This window comes from Pseudomonas sp. GW821-FHT01C01, from assembly GCF_059422645.1.
Window position 1 is genome coordinate 35,207 of sequence record NZ_JBWKXF010000024.1, and the last position, 17,248, is coordinate 52,454.

Here is a 17,248-nt window from a genome sequence, read left to right on the forward strand (position 1 = left end):
AATAGAACAATGAGCAAACCCCCTGTTTCTAAAAAGATAAACGTTACCGACACGATCCTGCGCGACGCCCACCAATCGCTGCTCGCCACCCGCATGCGCACCGAAGACATGCTGCCGATCTGCGACAAGCTCGACAAAGTCGGCTACTGGTCGCTGGAGTGCTGGGGCGGCGCGACGTTCGACGCCTGCGTACGTTTCCTGAAGGAAGACCCGTGGGAGCGTCTGCGCCAACTGCGCGCCGCGCTGCCTAACACCCGCCTGCAAATGCTGTTGCGCGGCCAGAACCTGCTGGGCTACCGCCACTACAGCGACGACGTGGTCAAAGCCTTCGTCGCCAAGGCCGCGGTCAATGGCATCGACGTGTTCCGCATCTTCGACGCCATGAACGACGTGCGTAACCTGCGCGTGGCCATCGAAGCGGTGAAAGCCGCCGGCAAACACGCCCAGGGCACCATCGCCTACACCACCAGCCCGGTGCACACCATCGAGGCTTTCGTGAACCAGGCCAAGCAAATGGAAGCCATGGGTTGCGACTCGGTGGCGATCAAGGACATGGCCGGCCTGCTGACCCCGTACGCCACCGGCGAACTGGTCAAGGCTCTGAAAGCCGAGCAATCGCTGCCAGTGTTCATTCACTCGCACGACACGGCGGGTCTGGCCGCGATGTGCCAAATGAAGGCCATCGAAAACGGTGCCGACCACATCGACACCGCGATCTCCAGTTTCGCCTGGGGCACCAGCCACCCGGGCACCGAGTCGATGGTCGCAGCGCTTAAAGGCAGCGAGTTCGACACCGGCCTGAACCTGGAACTGCTGCAAGAGATCGGTCTGTACTTCTATGCCGTGCGCAAGAAGTACCACCAGTTCGAAAGCGAATTCACCGCTGTCGACACCCGTGTTCAAGTCAACCAGGTGCCGGGCGGGATGATTTCCAACCTGGCCAACCAGTTGAAAGAGCAGGGCGCACTCAACCGCATGAACGAAGTGCTGGCCGAAATCCCGCGGGTTCGTGAAGACCTGGGCTTTCCGCCGCTGGTGACCCCGACTTCGCAGATCGTTGGCACCCAGGCGTTCTTTAACGTGTTGGCCGGCGAGCGCTACAAGACCATCACCAACGAAGTGAAGCTGTACTTGCAGGGCGGCTACGGCAAGGCGCCGGGCACTGTGAACGAAAAACTGCGTCGCCAGGCCATCGGCAGCGAAGAAGTGATCGACGTGCGTCCGGCCGACCTGCTCAAGCCGGAAATGACCAAGCTGCGTGCCGACATCGGTGCACTGGCCAAGTCTGAAGAAGACGTGCTGACCTTCGCCATGTTCCCGGATATCGGCCGCAAGTTCCTCGAAGAGCGCGCGGCTGGCACCCTGACTCCTGAAGTGCTGTTGCCGATTCCGGAAGCCGGCAAGGTGGCTTCGGCGGGCGGCGAAGGCGTGCCGACCGAGTTCGTCATCGACGTCCACGGCGAAACCTACCGCGTCGACATCACCGGTGTCGGCGTCAAGGCTGAAGGCAAGCGTCACTTCTATCTGTCCATCGATGGCATGCCGGAAGAAGTCGTGTTCGAACCGCTCAACGAGTTCGTCAGCGGCGGCAGCAGCAAGCGCAAGCAAGCCACTGCACCGGGCCACGTCAGCACCACCATGCCGGGCAACATCGTCGACGTGCTGGTCAAGGAGGGCGACACCGTCAAGGCAGGCCAGGCCGTGCTGATCACCGAAGCGATGAAGATGGAAACCGAAGTCCAGGCCGCCATCGCCGGTAAAGTCACCGCCATTCACGTGGCCAAGGGCGACCGGGTGAACCCGGGCGAGATACTGATCGAGATCGAAGGCTGAGTTAACAGCCGGGATAACAACGTTTTATACCTCGGGGGGGCATGTGCTCCCCTTTTTTTGCCCGCAAATCCGTTCATGAAAGCGTCACCTATCCTGTGGGAGCGGGCTTGCTCGCGAAAGCGGTGTGACAGCCACACAAATACTGAATGACACTCCGCCTTCGCGAGCAAGCCCGCTCCCACAGGTTCTGTGTTGGGTCAGTGGTTGATCAGAACGCCATCCGCCATTGACCCGTCACGCCGTGGCTGCGGCTGTCGCTACCGACTGCGCCGTTGTAGCCGACACCCAGGGTATGCCGAGGCGAAAGAGACAGTTCCAGCGCGGCCTCCAGGCTCAGGCTGTCACGATCCAGTGCTGTCCCCCGAACGGTGAAACTCCTGCTGCCCGTTTTCAGTTTTTGCCGGGTACGACTGTCGATGTCACCGTAGATATGCTTCCAACCGGCACTGACGCTCGGTGTCAGGCGCATGCCGTTGTCCAGCGTATTGAGTTGGGCGAGGCGCAAGCCAAAAGTGCTGCCAATATTGTCCTGAGTTTGCCCCTCGACCTGCAAAGCCGCCGGGCCACCTTTTTCTGTATACCCATCGCGCTGGTAACGCTGATAGCCGAGATTGGCGAACGGCTCGGCAGTCAGGTTGCCGGTGCCCAGGTTGTAGCCGAGTTCTGCGAAGGCTTGCTGGGTACTTGCGTCGTAGTTGCCTTTGAGGCGATCGCTGAATCCGTTGAACGCCACCCGACGTTTGCTGCTGCCGTCGTGGCTGCTGTGAGTGGCGCCCAAGCGTATCGCCAGTGGTCCGCTTTGGCGAAGAGCGTAGGCACCGAGATGAACACTCTCGAGATTCCCGTCCAGCTGGTTAGCATCCAGACGGGTCCGCGATTTTCCGCCGATCACACCCAGTCGCCATTGCTCATCGACTGTCCAGTCCGCACCCAGCACCAGGCCTTTGGTGGCATGACGCAATGCACTGCTGCCCTGGCCGCGATCGAGCGTGCCGCCATTGCCCAGCGCCTGTAGCCAGACCCTGCCGTTGTTTTCGCCGTCTGCTGTCCGACGTGGCGTACCTTTTGAGTAGATGAGTTGAGTGCTATCCAGTTGGCGCATGGCTGACAGCATGCTGGTACTGAGCGGATCGACGCTGCTCAACGTGGCATTGCCAAGATTGGCATTGCTGCCCCCCGCCAATTGCTCCAATGCCTGTGCTGCGGTGGTTTTGCTGGCCCCCATCAGAGCTGCGATCGCGGCGTTCGTTATCTGGGCAGGCTTGAACGATGCGACTGTTGGCCGGGAGACCGGGGAAGGGGTTTGAGCTGTGCCGGAAGTTTGAGTGGCAGGTGGTGCAAGCGATGTTTCAGCGGAGGGTTGAACGGTAGGCACCGGAGCAGTAACGGAGGCATCAAGGACAGTAGTTGGAGCCGCAGCAGTAACGGACGTTTCGAGTGCAGCAGTTGGAACCGGAGAAGCATCGGACGTTTCAAGGACAGGAGATGAAAGCGCAGCAGCAACGGAGGTTTCCGTAACAGGCAATGGGCTCGGCGCATTGATAATGTTGTTTGTTGCTTCAGGGGGGACTTGAGCTGATGGAATTTCTTCTGTAAGCGAAATGCTTTGAGCGAACTCCCGTCCGTTGGCAGAGGTGGCGACGCTCTCGATCTCCACATCATTTCGAGCGAAGGTCAGGCCGACGGTCTTTTCGTTGTACTGCAATGCTGGAGTCAAGAACGCCAGATCGTTGCGAACCTTGCCGAACTCACCTTCGATTTGACCGGCCTCAATGACCGAGTATTGGCTGGTCACCGGGTAATCGCCCGGTGCTGCGACAATCTTTAGCGTGGCATCGCCGAGACGGGCAGTGCCATCGACTTCAATCGTTTCGCTGCGGCCATCGGCGTTGACCTCATAGGCCAGTTCGGCGGTTTTATAAAGGGTAAGGTCGCCCTTCACGCGTGGGGCGCCGTGCAAGGCATCAATCTCAAGATGGCCTTCTACGTGCAGGTGGCCGACCTGGCCATTGCCGCGAAACGTCCCTCGTTTATCAACGGACACCTGGCCGACAATGCTTCCATGGTTGGTCAGCGTGGCGTTGTTCATCACGATGGCGCCGTCACGAAAGTCATCTGTCCCTGTCAGTGTCCACTGGCCTCGTTTGATGTGCAGAAAGTCGAAGTTGCGGCTTTCTCCGAGTTCACCACCATTCGCAGTATCGAGTTGCAGCGCGTTGTTGCCGCCGCCTCCGTCAACCAGGCCATCGAAACGGCCGCGTCGACTGACAGTGACCAGGTCATGGTCATCACCCAGCTTTAATGCGATGCCGTCCGCACCTGTTTCTGGCTTGGTTATCGGGGTTCTGATGGTGGCTGGATCATTGATCAGTGCTTCCAGCCGCGCCCTCTGTTCGGCGGGCAGATCAATGGGCACGGTTGACTGTTCAGCGATTGCGCAGCCTGCATGGCCGAAGGCGACGGAAATCGCCAGTGCCATGCAATGGGGTCGGTAAGCGTGTCGGATCAACATTGGGTTCAGCCTCTCGTGAAGGGAGGCCAAACTCTAAAAGTCGATGAAAATTCGCGATGCCGGGCGTTTCCGGGTAGCTGGCAGTCCACAGAAGCGGCGCTTGTAGCCCAATCACCGGAAGGTTTCGATCTTGCCCGGATTTACCCGTTGGTCAGCCGTTTTTCCTTACAGCATTCCCGGACGTGTCCGTTGGCGTAGTGTCGGAAGCTCGTCTACTTACTGCCCTTGGTTACGACACTCCACCAACCCTTTCACCTGCCCCGAAGCCGTCTGGTTCTCAGCGCTCAGCCACTTCTCAAACCCGGCGCCAATCGCCGGCCATTCCGAGTCCAGGATCGAGTACCACGCGGTATCGCGGTTCTGACCCTTGACCACCATGTGCTGGCGGAACACGCCTTCAAAACTGAAGCCCAATCGCTCGGCCGCGTATTTGGAGCGGGCGTTGGCGTTGTTGCACTTCCATTCCAGGCGACGGTAACCCAGGGCAAAGGATTCCTTGGCCAGCAGGTAAATTGCCTCGGTGCTTTTCGGCGAGCGCTGCATCGGGGCACCGAAGGTGACGTGGCCGATCTCGATGCGGCCCTGGGCCGGGACGATGGACATCAGGCTGAGAATGCCTTGTACCTCGCCGCTGGCGCGGTCGATCACGCTGAAAAAATACGGGTCGCTGCTGGCCGCGTGGTTGTTCAGCCAGTCGTTGAAGATGCTGCGCTCGGGGAAGGGGCCGTAAGGCAAGTAGTCCCACAGTTTTGGATCGGCACCGGGGCCTTGCAGCGCATTGAACAGGTCGTCGCCATGGCGCGCCTGGTCGAGTTTTTCCAGGCGGATGTAACGGCCTTCGATCAGTTGAGTCGTGGGAGCCGGGACGCCTTTCCAGTCGGCGAGTGAAATCGACATGCTGTTCTCCTTGAACCTAAATGGCTTTGCGAAACTGGATGAAACCGGGACGCTCGGCGATGCGCTCATAGAGTTGGATCGCGGTGGCGTTGGTTTCGTGGGTCAGCCAGTGGACCTTGTTGCAGCCGTCTGCCTTGGCCGTGGTGTAGACGAATTCGATCAGCTGGCGGCCGACACCGGTGCCACGGGTTTCCGGGACCACCAGCAAGTCTTGCAGATAGCAGGAGTTTTCGATGGCCCAGTTCGAACGATGGTAGATGAAGTGCACCATGCCCACCGCTTTGCCGTCAGCCCAGGCGAGGGCAGCGTGGGTTGGCTCGTTCGGATCGAGCATGCGCTGCCAGGTGCTGTGAGTGACGGCCTCCGGCAATTCGGTTTTATAGAAGCGCAGATAGGCTTGCCACAGTGGCAACCAGACCGCGTGATCACCGGCGGTGACTTGGCAAATGTCGATTTGACTCATGGTGACTTCCTTAGCGCATCAATTGGGCGAGGGTTTGGTCGTTGACGTCGGGGCTGGCGGCCAGGCCTTCGCGCACGCCGGCGATGTCGGCGGGGCTGCGGTTCTGGCTGAGCTTGCGCTTGCCTTCCAGGCGGTCGATGGGAATGGCGAAACCGACAATGGCCTTGAGCATGCCGTCGATGTAATCGGCGGGGGCATCGGCCACTGACCACGGTTGGGCGCGGCCAGCTTCATGACGATCGGTGAGGGTGCTGACGATGTCGAGCAGCCGCCCGCCATCGCTGAAGGTTTCGGCTCGACCATAGGCGTGTACGGCGACGTAGTTCCAGGTTGGCACGACTTTGCCGTGTTCGGCCTTGCTCGGGTAGAAGCCAGGGCTGACGTAGGCGTCGGCACCGGCAAAAATCAGCAGGGCTTCGGCGCCGTCGCGCAGGTCTTTCCACTGTGGATTGGCTTTGGCCAGATGCCCGTACAACGTGCCGTTCGAGCCTTGTTCGCAATGCAGCAGCACTGGTACATGGCTGGCTTGCAGGCCGCTTTCACCGTGGGTCACCAATATGGCGAGACGGGTGGCGAGGATCAGTTCATGTAGTTGGGACAACTCGTCGATGGCAAAAGCACGTGGCGTGTACATGGAGATATTTTCCTTGGCGAATGTCTTCATCCTAGGCAGGCTATTGGTCTGTTGTAAGAGCCATTAATGACCAATTTCATGGGTCCATTGTCATGACGGATGCGCCGCTTTCCTTATCGTTCAACCCGGCCGGTATCGAACTTGATCGTCGCCAGGGGTTGAGTCGCCAGCTCTATCAGGCCTTGCGACTTCGCGTTCTCGACGGACGATTGGCCAGCGGTACGCGTTTGCCAGCCAGTCGTGACCTGGCGGCGGCGCTGGCGATTTCCCGTAACAGCGTGGTGCGTGCCTACGATCAGCTTTACGCCGAAGGCTTCATTGAGGGGCGAGTCGGGGATGGCACTTATGTCGCGCAACTGCCTCAAGCGGCGTTGCCGGCAAAAAAACTATCCACAAAAGTATCCACAGGGTTTTCAACAGGGTTACCCACAGCCTTATCCACAAATTGGCTCGATTTACCTGTGAATTCATCCAGCAAAGTTATCCACAGCAACGCGTTGGCGCGGGTTGAAAACAACCATTTGGCCAGCCCGCCGAGTGGCCCGCCTCGAGCTTTTCGGGTGGGTGTTCCGGCGTTCGATCTGTTCCCGTTCGAGGTCTGGGCCAAGCTGAATGCGGCTTTCTGGCGCAAACCGGATTTGCAGCAACTGTGTTACGGCGACCCGGCCGGCGATGCGCGCTTGCGTGGAATGATCGCCGCGTATTTGCGCAGTTCCCGTGGCATGCAGTGCACGGCTGAACAAATTGTGATCACCAGTGGCGCACAGCAGGGGATCAGCCTTTGTGCACAGCTGCTGGTGGAGCCCGGTGACGGGGTGGCGATTGAAAATCCGGGGTATCGGGCGGCGGGTCATGCGTTCGCCGTGGCGGGTGCCCGGTTGCATGGGGTCGCGGTGGATAGCGAGGGTATCGACTGCGACACGCTGGCACAGCTCGGCGATTGTCGTCTGACCTACGTCACACCGTCCCATCAGTATCCTACCGGGGTGGTGATGAGCCTGGCTCGCCGCCTGGAGTTGCTGGCCTGGGCAGAACGCACTCAGGGCTGGATCGTCGAGGATGACTATGATGGCGAGTACCGCTACAGCGGTGCGCCGCTGGCACCTTTGGCGGCACTGGATCGACAAGGGCGGGTGCTCTACGTCGGCACGTTCGGCAAAGTGGCGTTTCCGGCGTTGCGCCTGGGTTACCTGGTGTTGCCGGCAGGGCTGGTGCAGGCGTTTGCCCAGCGTCGAGCCGTGGACGTACGCCATTCCGAAGTCAGTACCCAGGCGGTGATGGCCGAATTCATGGCGGCCGGGCACTTCCAGCGGCATATCCGCCGCATGCGCCGTGCGGCGTTGAGCCGGCGTAATACGCTGCTCAGCGGCTGGCCGGCGGATGTGCCTGGTGTCGGTCCGTTGCCCACCGTCGCCGCGGGGCTGCACATGACCGTACCCGTTGATAGCGTGGCGCGTGAACGTGAATTGATCGAGCTGGCGCAAAGCGTCGATGTCGAGATCAACGGTTTGAGCAGCTATTGGTTGCCCGACTCAGCGACGCCGATGGATCAGCGCGCGGGACTGGTGCTGGGTTTTGCTGCCGTGCCCGAAAAAGCGATCGAGTCAGCGCTGGAGCGATTGCGCAGTGTGTGGAAGGTGCTCTGAAGCGGGCGGCTTTTCAGTCCGCCCGCCAGGCTGTATCAGGGTTGAGCTTCGAGTTTGAAGAACAGCGTCGAGTCGCTGATGCGCCTCAACACGTAGTCGATCGGTGCCAGGGTGGTGAGTGCTTGACGGCGCTCGGCGGTGAATTTCTGCAAATAGGGTTCGGCGATTTTAAGGTGTGCAGCGGTGAACTGTTCCAGCGGGGCATCCACTGAATCGTAGTGAAAGTGCGCCAGCCACAACGGCTGATCGTTGTTCGCAATGTCGAGAATCCGGTACTCCTGAAAATAGTCCCGGCGTTTCTTGGTCCTGATCCGTCCCTGGTCGTTTCTTTCGATCCGCACCTGATTGTTGTCCAGCAGCCATTGCAGATAGGCCTGTCGGGGTTGGCGTTCCTTGAGCAGGCTGGCACGGGTAGCGATGCCTGTGGCGCGTAACTGCATAGCGCCGCTATTAAGTTCCGCGGCCAGGTTGCCCACCGGAGGGGGGGGTTGCCCCGCGGCGCGCAGACGCGCCATGGCCTGTGTGACATTGATGGCGGCCTGTTCCAGCCGTTGGGCCTGCAAATCGAACAAGTCCTGCATGTCTGCCGGTATGCGGTTGGGCTTGGAGGCATCTTTTTGCGTTCGCTTAATGAAGTCCTGAACATTCACGTTCAGTTCCAGGCCATCGGCAATGGTGCCGCTGTCATCCAATACCGGCGGTGCAGCGGGTTTTGGCCGGGCCGGCAGCATTTCCTTGAAGCTTGGTTCTTCGGGTGGCGGGGCCTTGGCTGGCATCGGGTCACGTGGTCGACTCTTGGTGACCTTGGCGGTTGGCCGGGAGGGTCCTGCAATGGCCGGTTTGGGCAAGACAGGCGTGAGGGTTTTGCCGCTCTCGGGCAACAGTGTGCTCAGTTGCTCCTGGGCCAGTTGGCGAAACTCGCTGATCAAGCCACGTACTCTCTCAAGTTCGCTGGGCTCCACCTGGGCGGGGTATTCACCGGGAAGGTCTTCAAGGCGCTGATCGGCATCGGCGTAGACATCGATCAGCCTGCTCAGATCATCGATGCGAAGCGCTGCACCGTCAGCGCCTTCCGGGCTCCGGTTCAAGGCCGCGTGCCGGTGCGTGGCCGTTGCCGCCTCGATAATCAGCTCTCCCACCGCCGTGCGGGCCGGTTCATTGTCCAGACTGGCGTCGTCGCGCATGCACAACTCATGGGACATGCCGATTTCGTTGGACTTCAAATCCCACTGAGTGAAGGTTGGCTGTAGTTGCCGCAGGCGTTTTGCCGCGGTCATGCCGGCGCTGCCAATGGCGTCGAGCGGCTCCAGGGAGCTGGCGGACAATTGCAGGCGGGCGACCATGTCCTGGCTTAGCGCCAGCGCCTGCCGGACGCCCTCGATATGGGTCTGCAACAGCGTGTTTGAATCAGTGCGCGTGTTCTCCGCAAGCCTGCGCGTCTGTAATGCGTAGGCGTTGCGCTTGAGGACGAACCACAGGCTGAGGTTCTTTTGCAGGTGGGTGGTCATGCTCAACAGATCATTGAGATAGCCCTCGCTTCCGCCCATGAGGCGCCATTGCTGCAGATTTTTCAGGGCCTGGCTGTAATCGCCGACCAACGTTTCCACCTGGCTGAGGTAGCGCTCGGTCGCCTGATCATGTGCTAGCCCGGTTGCGCTCATCATTTCGGTCTGGGCCCGATTCAGCGCGGCATTACCGGCGGCTTCCTGACGTTTGAAGTTCTCCAGCGCAACGCTCAGTTCTTGCTTTTGCTGCACCTTTTCCCTGCGCCGGGCCTTGAGTTGGCTTTGCAAGCTGCTACCACCGGCACCGCCACGCAGGCGCAATCGGAGATCCAGAAACCACTGGCCTTGTCGGTTGTGAATCAATAGCGGACCGGTTTTCGAGGGCTCGTCCGGATACACGAGTTGTACCTGCTGATCGTCGTATTCCACCACGCAAAACCAGCGCTCACCGACCTGTGCATAAGTCCGCTCACCCAGTCGATACAGGGGGGCGGTATCAAGCAGGCGTGTTTCCAGGGTCGGGGCTGTGAGATCAGGTGCTGATACGGCCAAAGAGTTCAAATACGTGGCCAATGCCGTGGGCGATCGACGAGGCACCGAGCCGCTGGCCTCCAGTGAGGAGTAATGGCTGGGTGGCAGTTCACCGGTCAAACGGGTGGGAATGAGGGTCGCGGTGGGCCGTGCCGGCTCGATCTTTGGTGTCTCGGGCTTGAGCATTGCGCTGTCGATTCGTCGTGGCATCGGTAGCGCACCGGTCTTGCGGCGCATGGCGGCATGGTGAGCGAGAAGGATGCCCAGGCTCAGCAGCATGTCTGCGATCGCACTCCATTCAGTTAGCTTGTCGCCATGCTGGTGGGCATCCAGCGCCTGCTCGATTTCACTGATGCTTTGCCAGATCCACACCGCAGCTCCTGCCGGACCGCTGAGAAAATTCGCGGCGACGTTGAACAGTGCCCAACCGCTGTCACGCAGCAAGGCCCAACGGCGTTGCGCATTGGACAGTGACTGTCGATCAGCGAGTTCGGCCATGGCCTGGGCGTTGGTCTTGAACAGGACGGGGAAAACATCGCCGATCAGCTCATCGGCCGAGAGCCCGACCGGGCCGGCCCAGTCCACGGAGGTCCAGGGTTCGGAAAGTAGTTGGGTTCCCAACCACGGGCTGGGAAGGCCGACGGGGAAGGTGTACTGGGCGTATTTGAAACTGGTGGCCGAGTCGGGCAACCAGGCCAGAACCGAGTCCCTTAGTTCGCCCGGTTGATGCAAGGCGTACAGCAGGTTTTGCGCCGAGGGGAATTGCAACAACGGCTGTTCAAACAGCGGACGATATAACAGGCAAGGCCCACCTTCCGGCTGGCGCGGGGCAATGATGAACATGTTCGCCACGGTGTCTGCGTGGGTGTCCCCGGCATGGAGGAAGGCGAGCGGACGGATGGCAATTGGTTGCGGGTAACCTGGTGTTGGGTTGAGCCATTGGCGAACAAAATCGTAACCCCGTTGATCGATGCCGCCGATGCGCCGGATCTTGCATTCCAGTGCAATCAGCGGCAGCAAGGCACGCAGTTGACTGATGTAGAAGTGCTGTTGCAAACCGGCCTGTATTGAGTCCTCGATCAACTTGTCCTTGATTAGTTTGGGGTAGTTCGCGCCGATATCGACTTCGCTCGCCATTTGCGTCAGATAGGCCACAGTCAGCCATTCAGGTACAGGTTGTGGTGGGTTGAATCGAACGCTTGCCTGATACGGTGCCGTGTTTTGCAAGGCGTATTCGCCCAGGATTTCAGTGTGGATGTCATGCGGATTGGGCAGCGTCAATCCGCCGGACTCGAAACTGTTGGTGATCGTAATCTCAAGTTTATCCAGGGGCAGCGTTTTCGCAGAAGGCTTGTCGGCACCGATCGCGTCACGCATGCGCTGCTGGGCGAACGTGCTGATGGGCTGAATCCGGAACAGGTTTTTGTCGGCCTGCTTGTACAGTTTGCCCAGTGCATTCACGGATCGACTGTAGGCATCCAGGTCGGCAGCCGAAGCACCGAACAGCCAGTCGGGAATGGAATCGTCGAGGCCAATGAGGGTGTTCTTCTCCCGAGTGTTGGCGTGATCGACGGGGAAAGCAGGCTCGGCAGGATCATCCGTTTCGGCGGCGACACCCTCGCCAGTGATTGCGGCGATCGTGTCGAGTTGGCTAGCGATCAAGGCCCAGGCCATGTGGTCGAAAAAATTTCCCTCGGGCTCGAACAACTGCCACTTCATGTTGCGTCCCGCCAGCTGCGTCTCGATGCGCGCCGGTATTGAGTCACCCAGTTGCTTCAGGGAGTCGAACGATTCGTACCCGTTTTCCACGGTGTACATCATCACCAAGTCACGTTGTTCGTAGCGCCCGGTGAGCACGGCGGCACCGCCGAGTAACAAATGCCGGGTGCTGCCGTTGGCATCGACGGTATCGATGTCGATCAGGCAGACCTGGATGGCCGACAGCGCCGGATCACTGGATTGTCGTTGTGATTTGTCAGGCTCAAGCGAGACGGCCCTGGCCACGCGGCACTGGAGCGCATCCCAGCCGGTGACGTGTTGCACATCGAATGTTTTACGCAAGGCATCGGACAGCTCCTGCCAGTGCGGTGCCTGTTTCCCGGTGCTGTTCCAGTAGGCCAGTTGGCGCTCTTCAAACGCAACGAACAGCAGGGGGGAGTAGTCGTTGAGCATCTCGGCGATGGCTTCGATGTCGACGTCAAGATGCACCACGGGCGAGGCCTGTGGGTTCGACGTCAGGAAGTGTTCGCCTTCAAGGTAATTGGCGTGGGTAGAGGTAAAAAACTGATGCACCAGCGTCTGGGTCAGCGACTCGAACCGGGTCGACAAGGCCACGAGCGCGCCGTCGAGCGTTTGCCATTGCGGCGTGCCGATCATCGTATGGTCGGGGTCGAGATCCCGTTCGGGATACAGCGTTTTGAGGGCCTTGCGCAGCATTTGAGCGGCGACTTCATTGACGGTCGGCCCTTGGCTCGTCTGGTGGACGACCAGGCTTTTTTTCAGCAGGACCGGAGTCTCGATATTTTCCGAATGTGGGGTCATCGTCATTTTCCTTTTTGACGTTTCAGTTTTGCGAGAAGAACAGCGCACGTGCCAGTTGCGGGCTGATCTCGCTGCGATAGATGGCGATCAATTGCGGGTTGGTGGCGGCCGAGCGCAGGTCCAGGCCGCCTGCCATTAGCCGTTGATCGCGCAGTTTCAGGTGGGCGGCGGTAAACGTGTCGAGGGGCGCGTTCTGGCTGGCGTAGTGAAAATGGGCATACCACAGCGCTTGTCCGGAACTGCGCTCGCGGATTTCGTACTCCTGCAGGAAATCCTTGCGCGGGCCCTTGAGGCGGCGTCGTTCACCGCTGCGCACAATGTCGATTTCATCCTTGCTCACCAGCCACTCGACACGGGATGCCGTGGGCGGTTGCTGTTTGATCATCTCGACGCGTATCCGGGAACCTTCGGTGTACAGGCGATTGCGTGCCTCGTTGAGTTCCCTGGTCAGGGTTGTCGCGGCAGCGTCGGTTGTGTTCGATTCGAACTGGGACCGTTCCAGGGTTCGGGCCGCCTGGTCGAGCAGATCGGCTCTCTGTTGAAACAGCTCCTCGACCTCCACCGGAATGCGTCCGGGTTTTTTCGAGCTTGCTTCGGTTTGCCGGATGAAGGATTCCACGCCATCGAGCAGCGTCCGGCCGTGGATGATTTGCGTATCGAGTGCGGGAGTCTGCGCAGTTGGCCGGCGAGGACTTGCGGGCACTCGCTCGAGCCATACTCCGGGGGTCTTTTCATGAAAGGTGGCAATGACCTTGCCGGTCACGGGGGCGCGCACATCCAGCAACACCGGTTCCCCCGGTGCCGAGAGACGGACTTCGCCAACGACCGTGCCCTTGAAGCGTGTCTTGATCACCCGTTTGCGTGATGCGGGCGCAGGCCTCGAGGGACCGGGTCGGGGCTCCAGTGGCTGTTGTTCGCGCAGCAACTGCGCCAGGTAACTTTCGGTGTGCTGCTGGAATTCGCTGACTCGTGTGCGCAAATGTTTGAACGGTTGCTCCTGCACGGCTTCCTTGTGGCTGACAGCGAAGTCTTCGAAGGACTGATCGATGGCGACGAACTGTTCGAGCATGCCATTGAGGTTTTCGGTACGTTCACCGTCACTCCAGGCACTGTCTTTGAGCATCAGCTCCTGGGACGTCTGGATAACCAGGTTGGTGGAGTCGATCAAGCGTGCGAACTCGCTGCGGGCCTCAGTCAGCGCAATGCTGTCACCTTCTTTCAGGCATACCTCGCGGGCCAGGGAAACCTGAAGCGCCTTGAGATCGTCAAGGCTGTAAACGGGCAGTTTTGTTTTGTAGGTGTTGGCAACCTCGGCAGCACTTCTGCCCAGTTGGCTCAGTTCCTCGAACCGCGATTGGGCAAACTCGATTTTACCGATCATACCCTCGGTCAGGTCGATCATTTTCCGGTAGGTCGCACGATCCCCGGCCCCCTCCGTCGTTTCTTCAGCCTCAAGCAACGCCAGGGTTTCGCGCAGGGTTTGGACGAACACCGCGTTTTGCTGATCGAGCCATGTCTGGTTGAAGAACAGCTGGGTGCCGAGCATCTCGACCATGGCACTGCGGTAGTTGGGAACCGTGTCGAGCAGGTTCAGCGATTTCAGCTGTTCGATGGGGGCGGCATAGTCGCTGGTTCGCCGGTCGAGCCTTTCCAGAAACTGCAGTTTTATCGCAGCGTGTGCCTCGTCGCTGGTCGCTTTCAATTGGTTGTAGGTACTGGTCAGTTCCTCCCGTGCGCGCTCGCGTTCGTTATCAAACTCGGCCAGTTGCCGTTTGAGCTCGGCAATGCGTTGGCGGTTTTGCTGTTGCAACGCCTTGCGCCGACTCGACAAGCCGCCGCCACGCAAACGCAGGCGCGTGTCGACGAACCACTGGCCCCGTTGATTGCTGATCAGTGCGGGGCCATTGCCGGGGGACTGTGGCCTTGAATCGATGATCGACACTTCACCGGTTTCTTCGACGGCCACTTCGAACCAACGCTCACCGACAGGCGCGTAATAGCTGTTTCCGTGCCGGTAGAGATGTTGATGGATACCGGCTGCACCATTGGGAGAAGTCAGATTTTCGGGTCTGGCGATATTGAAGCGATCCAGGGTTTTGGTCAGGCTCAGGGCGGCATCGGTCGCGACTGAAATGCGGTGCTGTGTAGCCGAGGGCTCGCCGACGATGTCGGGTAGTTGAATAAAGGCAATCGGCGTTGCTGCCGGTTTTTCCACGGCCTCGGTCGTAGACGTTGGCGAAGATTTTTCCTCGGTTATGCGGGCTGTCGGACGGCGAGTGCTGGCGTGATGGGCGAGCACCATGGCCAGAGTCAGCAACAGGTCGGCCATGGCGGTTTTCTGTTGTTCGGCGTTGCCTTCCTCACCCGCGTCGAGGGTTTGTTGCAGATCATCGAGTACTTGCCAGATCCAGGCGGCCGTCCCGACAGTCCGGCCCAGAAAAGGCAACGCTGTGTTGAGGATCTTCCAGCCGGCCTGCTTGAAGGTCGCCCAGCGATTTTGCGTGTTGGACACCGATTGCCGGTGTGCCAGCTCGACCATTGCATTGACGTTGGCCTTGAACAGGTTGGCCAGGTAATCCGTCGCGACGACTCGAGAGCCAAGGGTAAGGGGACCACTCATTTGCAGGGAGGTCAGTGGGTCGGCCAGCAGTTGCGAGAGACTCCAGACCGAAGGCAAATCTCCGGTGAACACATGGTTGGCGTAATTGGTGCGAACCCTGTCCGGCAGCCAGGCGAGCACCGATTGTCGCAGCCTCGGAGAATGCCGGATGGCATAGATCAGGTTGGCCGGCGTCGGGTACTGGCTCAAGGGCTGGTCGAGCAGTGGCTGGTAGAGCAGGCAAGGTCCCTTGTCCATTTGCCGGGGGGCAATCACGAACATGTTGGTCACTTCGTCTGTGGACGTCCCCAGGCGCCAGGCGGGGGAGAACGCCAGCGGGCGGATGACGATCTCCTGACCGTCTACCCAGCGATTGGCGTCGAGGACCTGGACCACGGCCGCGACATAGCGGTAGCCCAACTCATCGATCCCGCCCCGAGTACGAATTTTTTGCTGCAAGGCCAGCAGCGGCAACTCGACGCGTAACCGGCTGGTGAACAGGTTCTGGCGGCGCAGGCTTTCAAGGGGATCGTCGAGCAGTTTGCTTTTGATCAGCGCCGGATAGGTTTCACCAATGTTGACGCTGACGATCAACCCTTCCAGATAGCTGACCGTCAACCAGGTTGGCAGCATCGCGGCGCTGGTGCTGCGCACGGATTTGTTGCCCAGCGGCAGGGCGATCAGGTTTTGCAGCGCCAGATCGACCAGGCTCAGCGTAGTGCGCTCGGGGTCCACTGGCGGTGCAAAGCTGCCCCAGACCACGACCCTGTCGATCACGATCTCGATGTCCGCCAGCTGCAAGTCCGTGGCCTCGGGATGTTCGGTGAGCATGGCATCGCGCAATTGATCGAGGGCGAATTCGCGGATCGGTTTGATACCGTCCTGGAACGACTGCCCGGCGTTTTGGTTCTGTACGGTCACCAGATCCATCAGGTGACGGCTGTAGGCGGTGAGATCGCGGGAGGTGGCATTGGCCATCCAGTCAGGCAGCGCCTGCTCGACCTGGTTGAAGCGCGAGGGTGCCGGCTTGTCCGATGGGGCGAGTTCGTTTTTGGTGCGGCTGATGTGGGGGGCAAGGTCGGGGTTTGCCTCTGCGCTATCGTTTGCCAGTGCGGCAATCGAGTCCGCCTGCAGGGCGATCAGGGTGCATGCCTGATGGTCGAAAAAATTACCCTCCGGCTCGATAAGGCGCCATTGCAAGGTATCGCCGGGTACGTCGCCATTGGTATACATCCGCAGGGATTCGCCCAGTTCCTGCAACGAGTCGTGGGCCTGGAAGCCATTAGTAATGGTGTGGCTGAGGATCAGCGTGCGGCTGCCCAGAGTCCCGATCAGTACGGCCATGTCCAGGGTGTTGAGGTGGGTCGAGACACCCTCGTTCTGGTAGTCCAGGTCGATCAGGCAAGCGCGGGAGCCATAGCGATCGTGCGTCATGCGATTGCTTTTGTCCGGGTAGGTGAACAAGTTGCGAGCCATCGCACATTGGTCGTTCGACCAGTTCGGGTTGGCCTCGATGTTCCACAGTTCGCGCAACGACTGAGATAAGCCTTTCCAGCGCGGGGTCGAGGGACCGGTGAACTGGTTCCAGTAGTCGACCTGTTGCTCTTGAAAGGCATCGAACAGCAGCGGCGCCAACTCATTGAGCAGGCGCCCGATGGCTTCGACGCTGACGGGCAGTTGCGCCGGTGACGGCTCCAGCGGTTGCAGGGTGAGGTAGTGCTCGCCATCCAGGTAAACCACGGGCGTTTGCGCGACACCGTGGCGTACCAGGGCATCCGTCAGCGATTCGAAATGTCGCGGCCCGGGGACGACAAGTTGCTCGCGTAGCGTCCAGGTCGGTGTGACCACCATCGCCAGGCGAGGGTCGATCGGCAGGTTCGGGTACAGCGTATTCAGGGCCGGTTGCAGCGCATGGGTGGCAACCTCGCTGATCGAAGGGCCTGTCACCAGTTGAGTGAGCAGGGCATCTTGATCGGCGGAGAGGCCGGGTATGACGAGCGGGCTGAAAATTTCGGTCATGGTCACATCCTTTGTGAGGCGGCAGGCACCGTCGAAAGTTCGGTGCGCGATCCGTTGCAAGGTAGTGA

General features: G+C 59.9%; 8 protein-coding genes. 2 read left to right on the plus strand and 6 right to left on the minus strand.

The features are described from left to right. Positions 1-9 precede the first annotated feature (9 nt). Positions 10-1,833 (plus strand): sodium-extruding oxaloacetate decarboxylase subunit alpha, encoded by a 1,824-nt coding sequence (gene oadA, locus AC07XF_RS16240; protein WP_495027280.1) that lies wholly within the window; start codon positions 10-12, stop codon positions 1,831-1,833. Between the two features lie 208 nt (positions 1,834-2,041). Here oadA and AC07XF_RS16245 read toward each other — a convergent pair whose 3' ends face one another. From AC07XF_RS16245 to AC07XF_RS16260, 4 genes are all read right to left on the minus strand, one after another. Then, the gene (locus tag AC07XF_RS16245; protein WP_495027281.1) at positions 2,042-4,345 is read right to left on the minus strand and encodes an autotransporter domain-containing protein; all 2,304 of its coding nucleotides are present in this window, start codon (positions 4,343-4,345) and stop codon (positions 2,042-2,044) included. Positions 4,346-4,561: 216 nt separating this feature from the next. Next, positions 4,562-5,242, minus strand: a complete 681-nt coding sequence (locus AC07XF_RS16250; RefSeq protein WP_495027282.1) for a GNAT family N-acetyltransferase — start codon at positions 5,240-5,242, stop codon at positions 4,562-4,564. 16 nt (positions 5,243-5,258) lie between these two features. Beyond that, entirely contained in the window at positions 5,259-5,705 is a 447-nt protein-coding gene (locus tag AC07XF_RS16255) for a GNAT family N-acetyltransferase (RefSeq protein WP_495027283.1), read from the minus strand. Positions 5,706-5,715: 10 nt separating this feature from the next. Beyond that, positions 5,716-6,339 carry an FMN-binding negative transcriptional regulator gene (locus AC07XF_RS16260; RefSeq protein ID WP_150724855.1) on the minus strand — a complete coding sequence of 208 codons (624 nt, stop codon included), beginning with the start codon at positions 6,337-6,339 and terminating at the stop codon, positions 5,716-5,718. A gap of 92 nt (positions 6,340-6,431) precedes the next feature. Here AC07XF_RS16260 and pdxR point away from each other — a divergent pair, with 92 nt between their 5' ends. Continuing rightward, complete coding sequence (gene pdxR / locus AC07XF_RS16265; protein WP_495027284.1) at positions 6,432-7,985, plus strand: MocR-like pyridoxine biosynthesis transcription factor PdxR; 1,554 nt, start codon at positions 6,432-6,434, stop codon at positions 7,983-7,985. Positions 7,986-8,020: 35 nt separating this feature from the next. On the opposite strand, the gene AC07XF_RS16270 is transcribed toward pdxR, so the two are convergent. Further along, positions 8,021-12,562 carry a dermonecrotic toxin domain-containing protein gene (locus AC07XF_RS16270; protein ID WP_495027285.1) on the minus strand — a complete coding sequence of 1,514 codons (4,542 nt, stop codon included), beginning with the start codon at positions 12,560-12,562 and terminating at the stop codon, positions 8,021-8,023. A 22-nt stretch (positions 12,563-12,584) separates the two neighbouring features. Continuing rightward, positions 12,585-17,180 carry a hypothetical protein gene (locus AC07XF_RS16275; RefSeq protein ID WP_495027286.1) on the minus strand — a complete coding sequence of 1,532 codons (4,596 nt, stop codon included), beginning with the start codon at positions 17,178-17,180 and terminating at the stop codon, positions 12,585-12,587. Between the last annotated feature and the right edge of the window lie 68 nt (positions 17,181-17,248).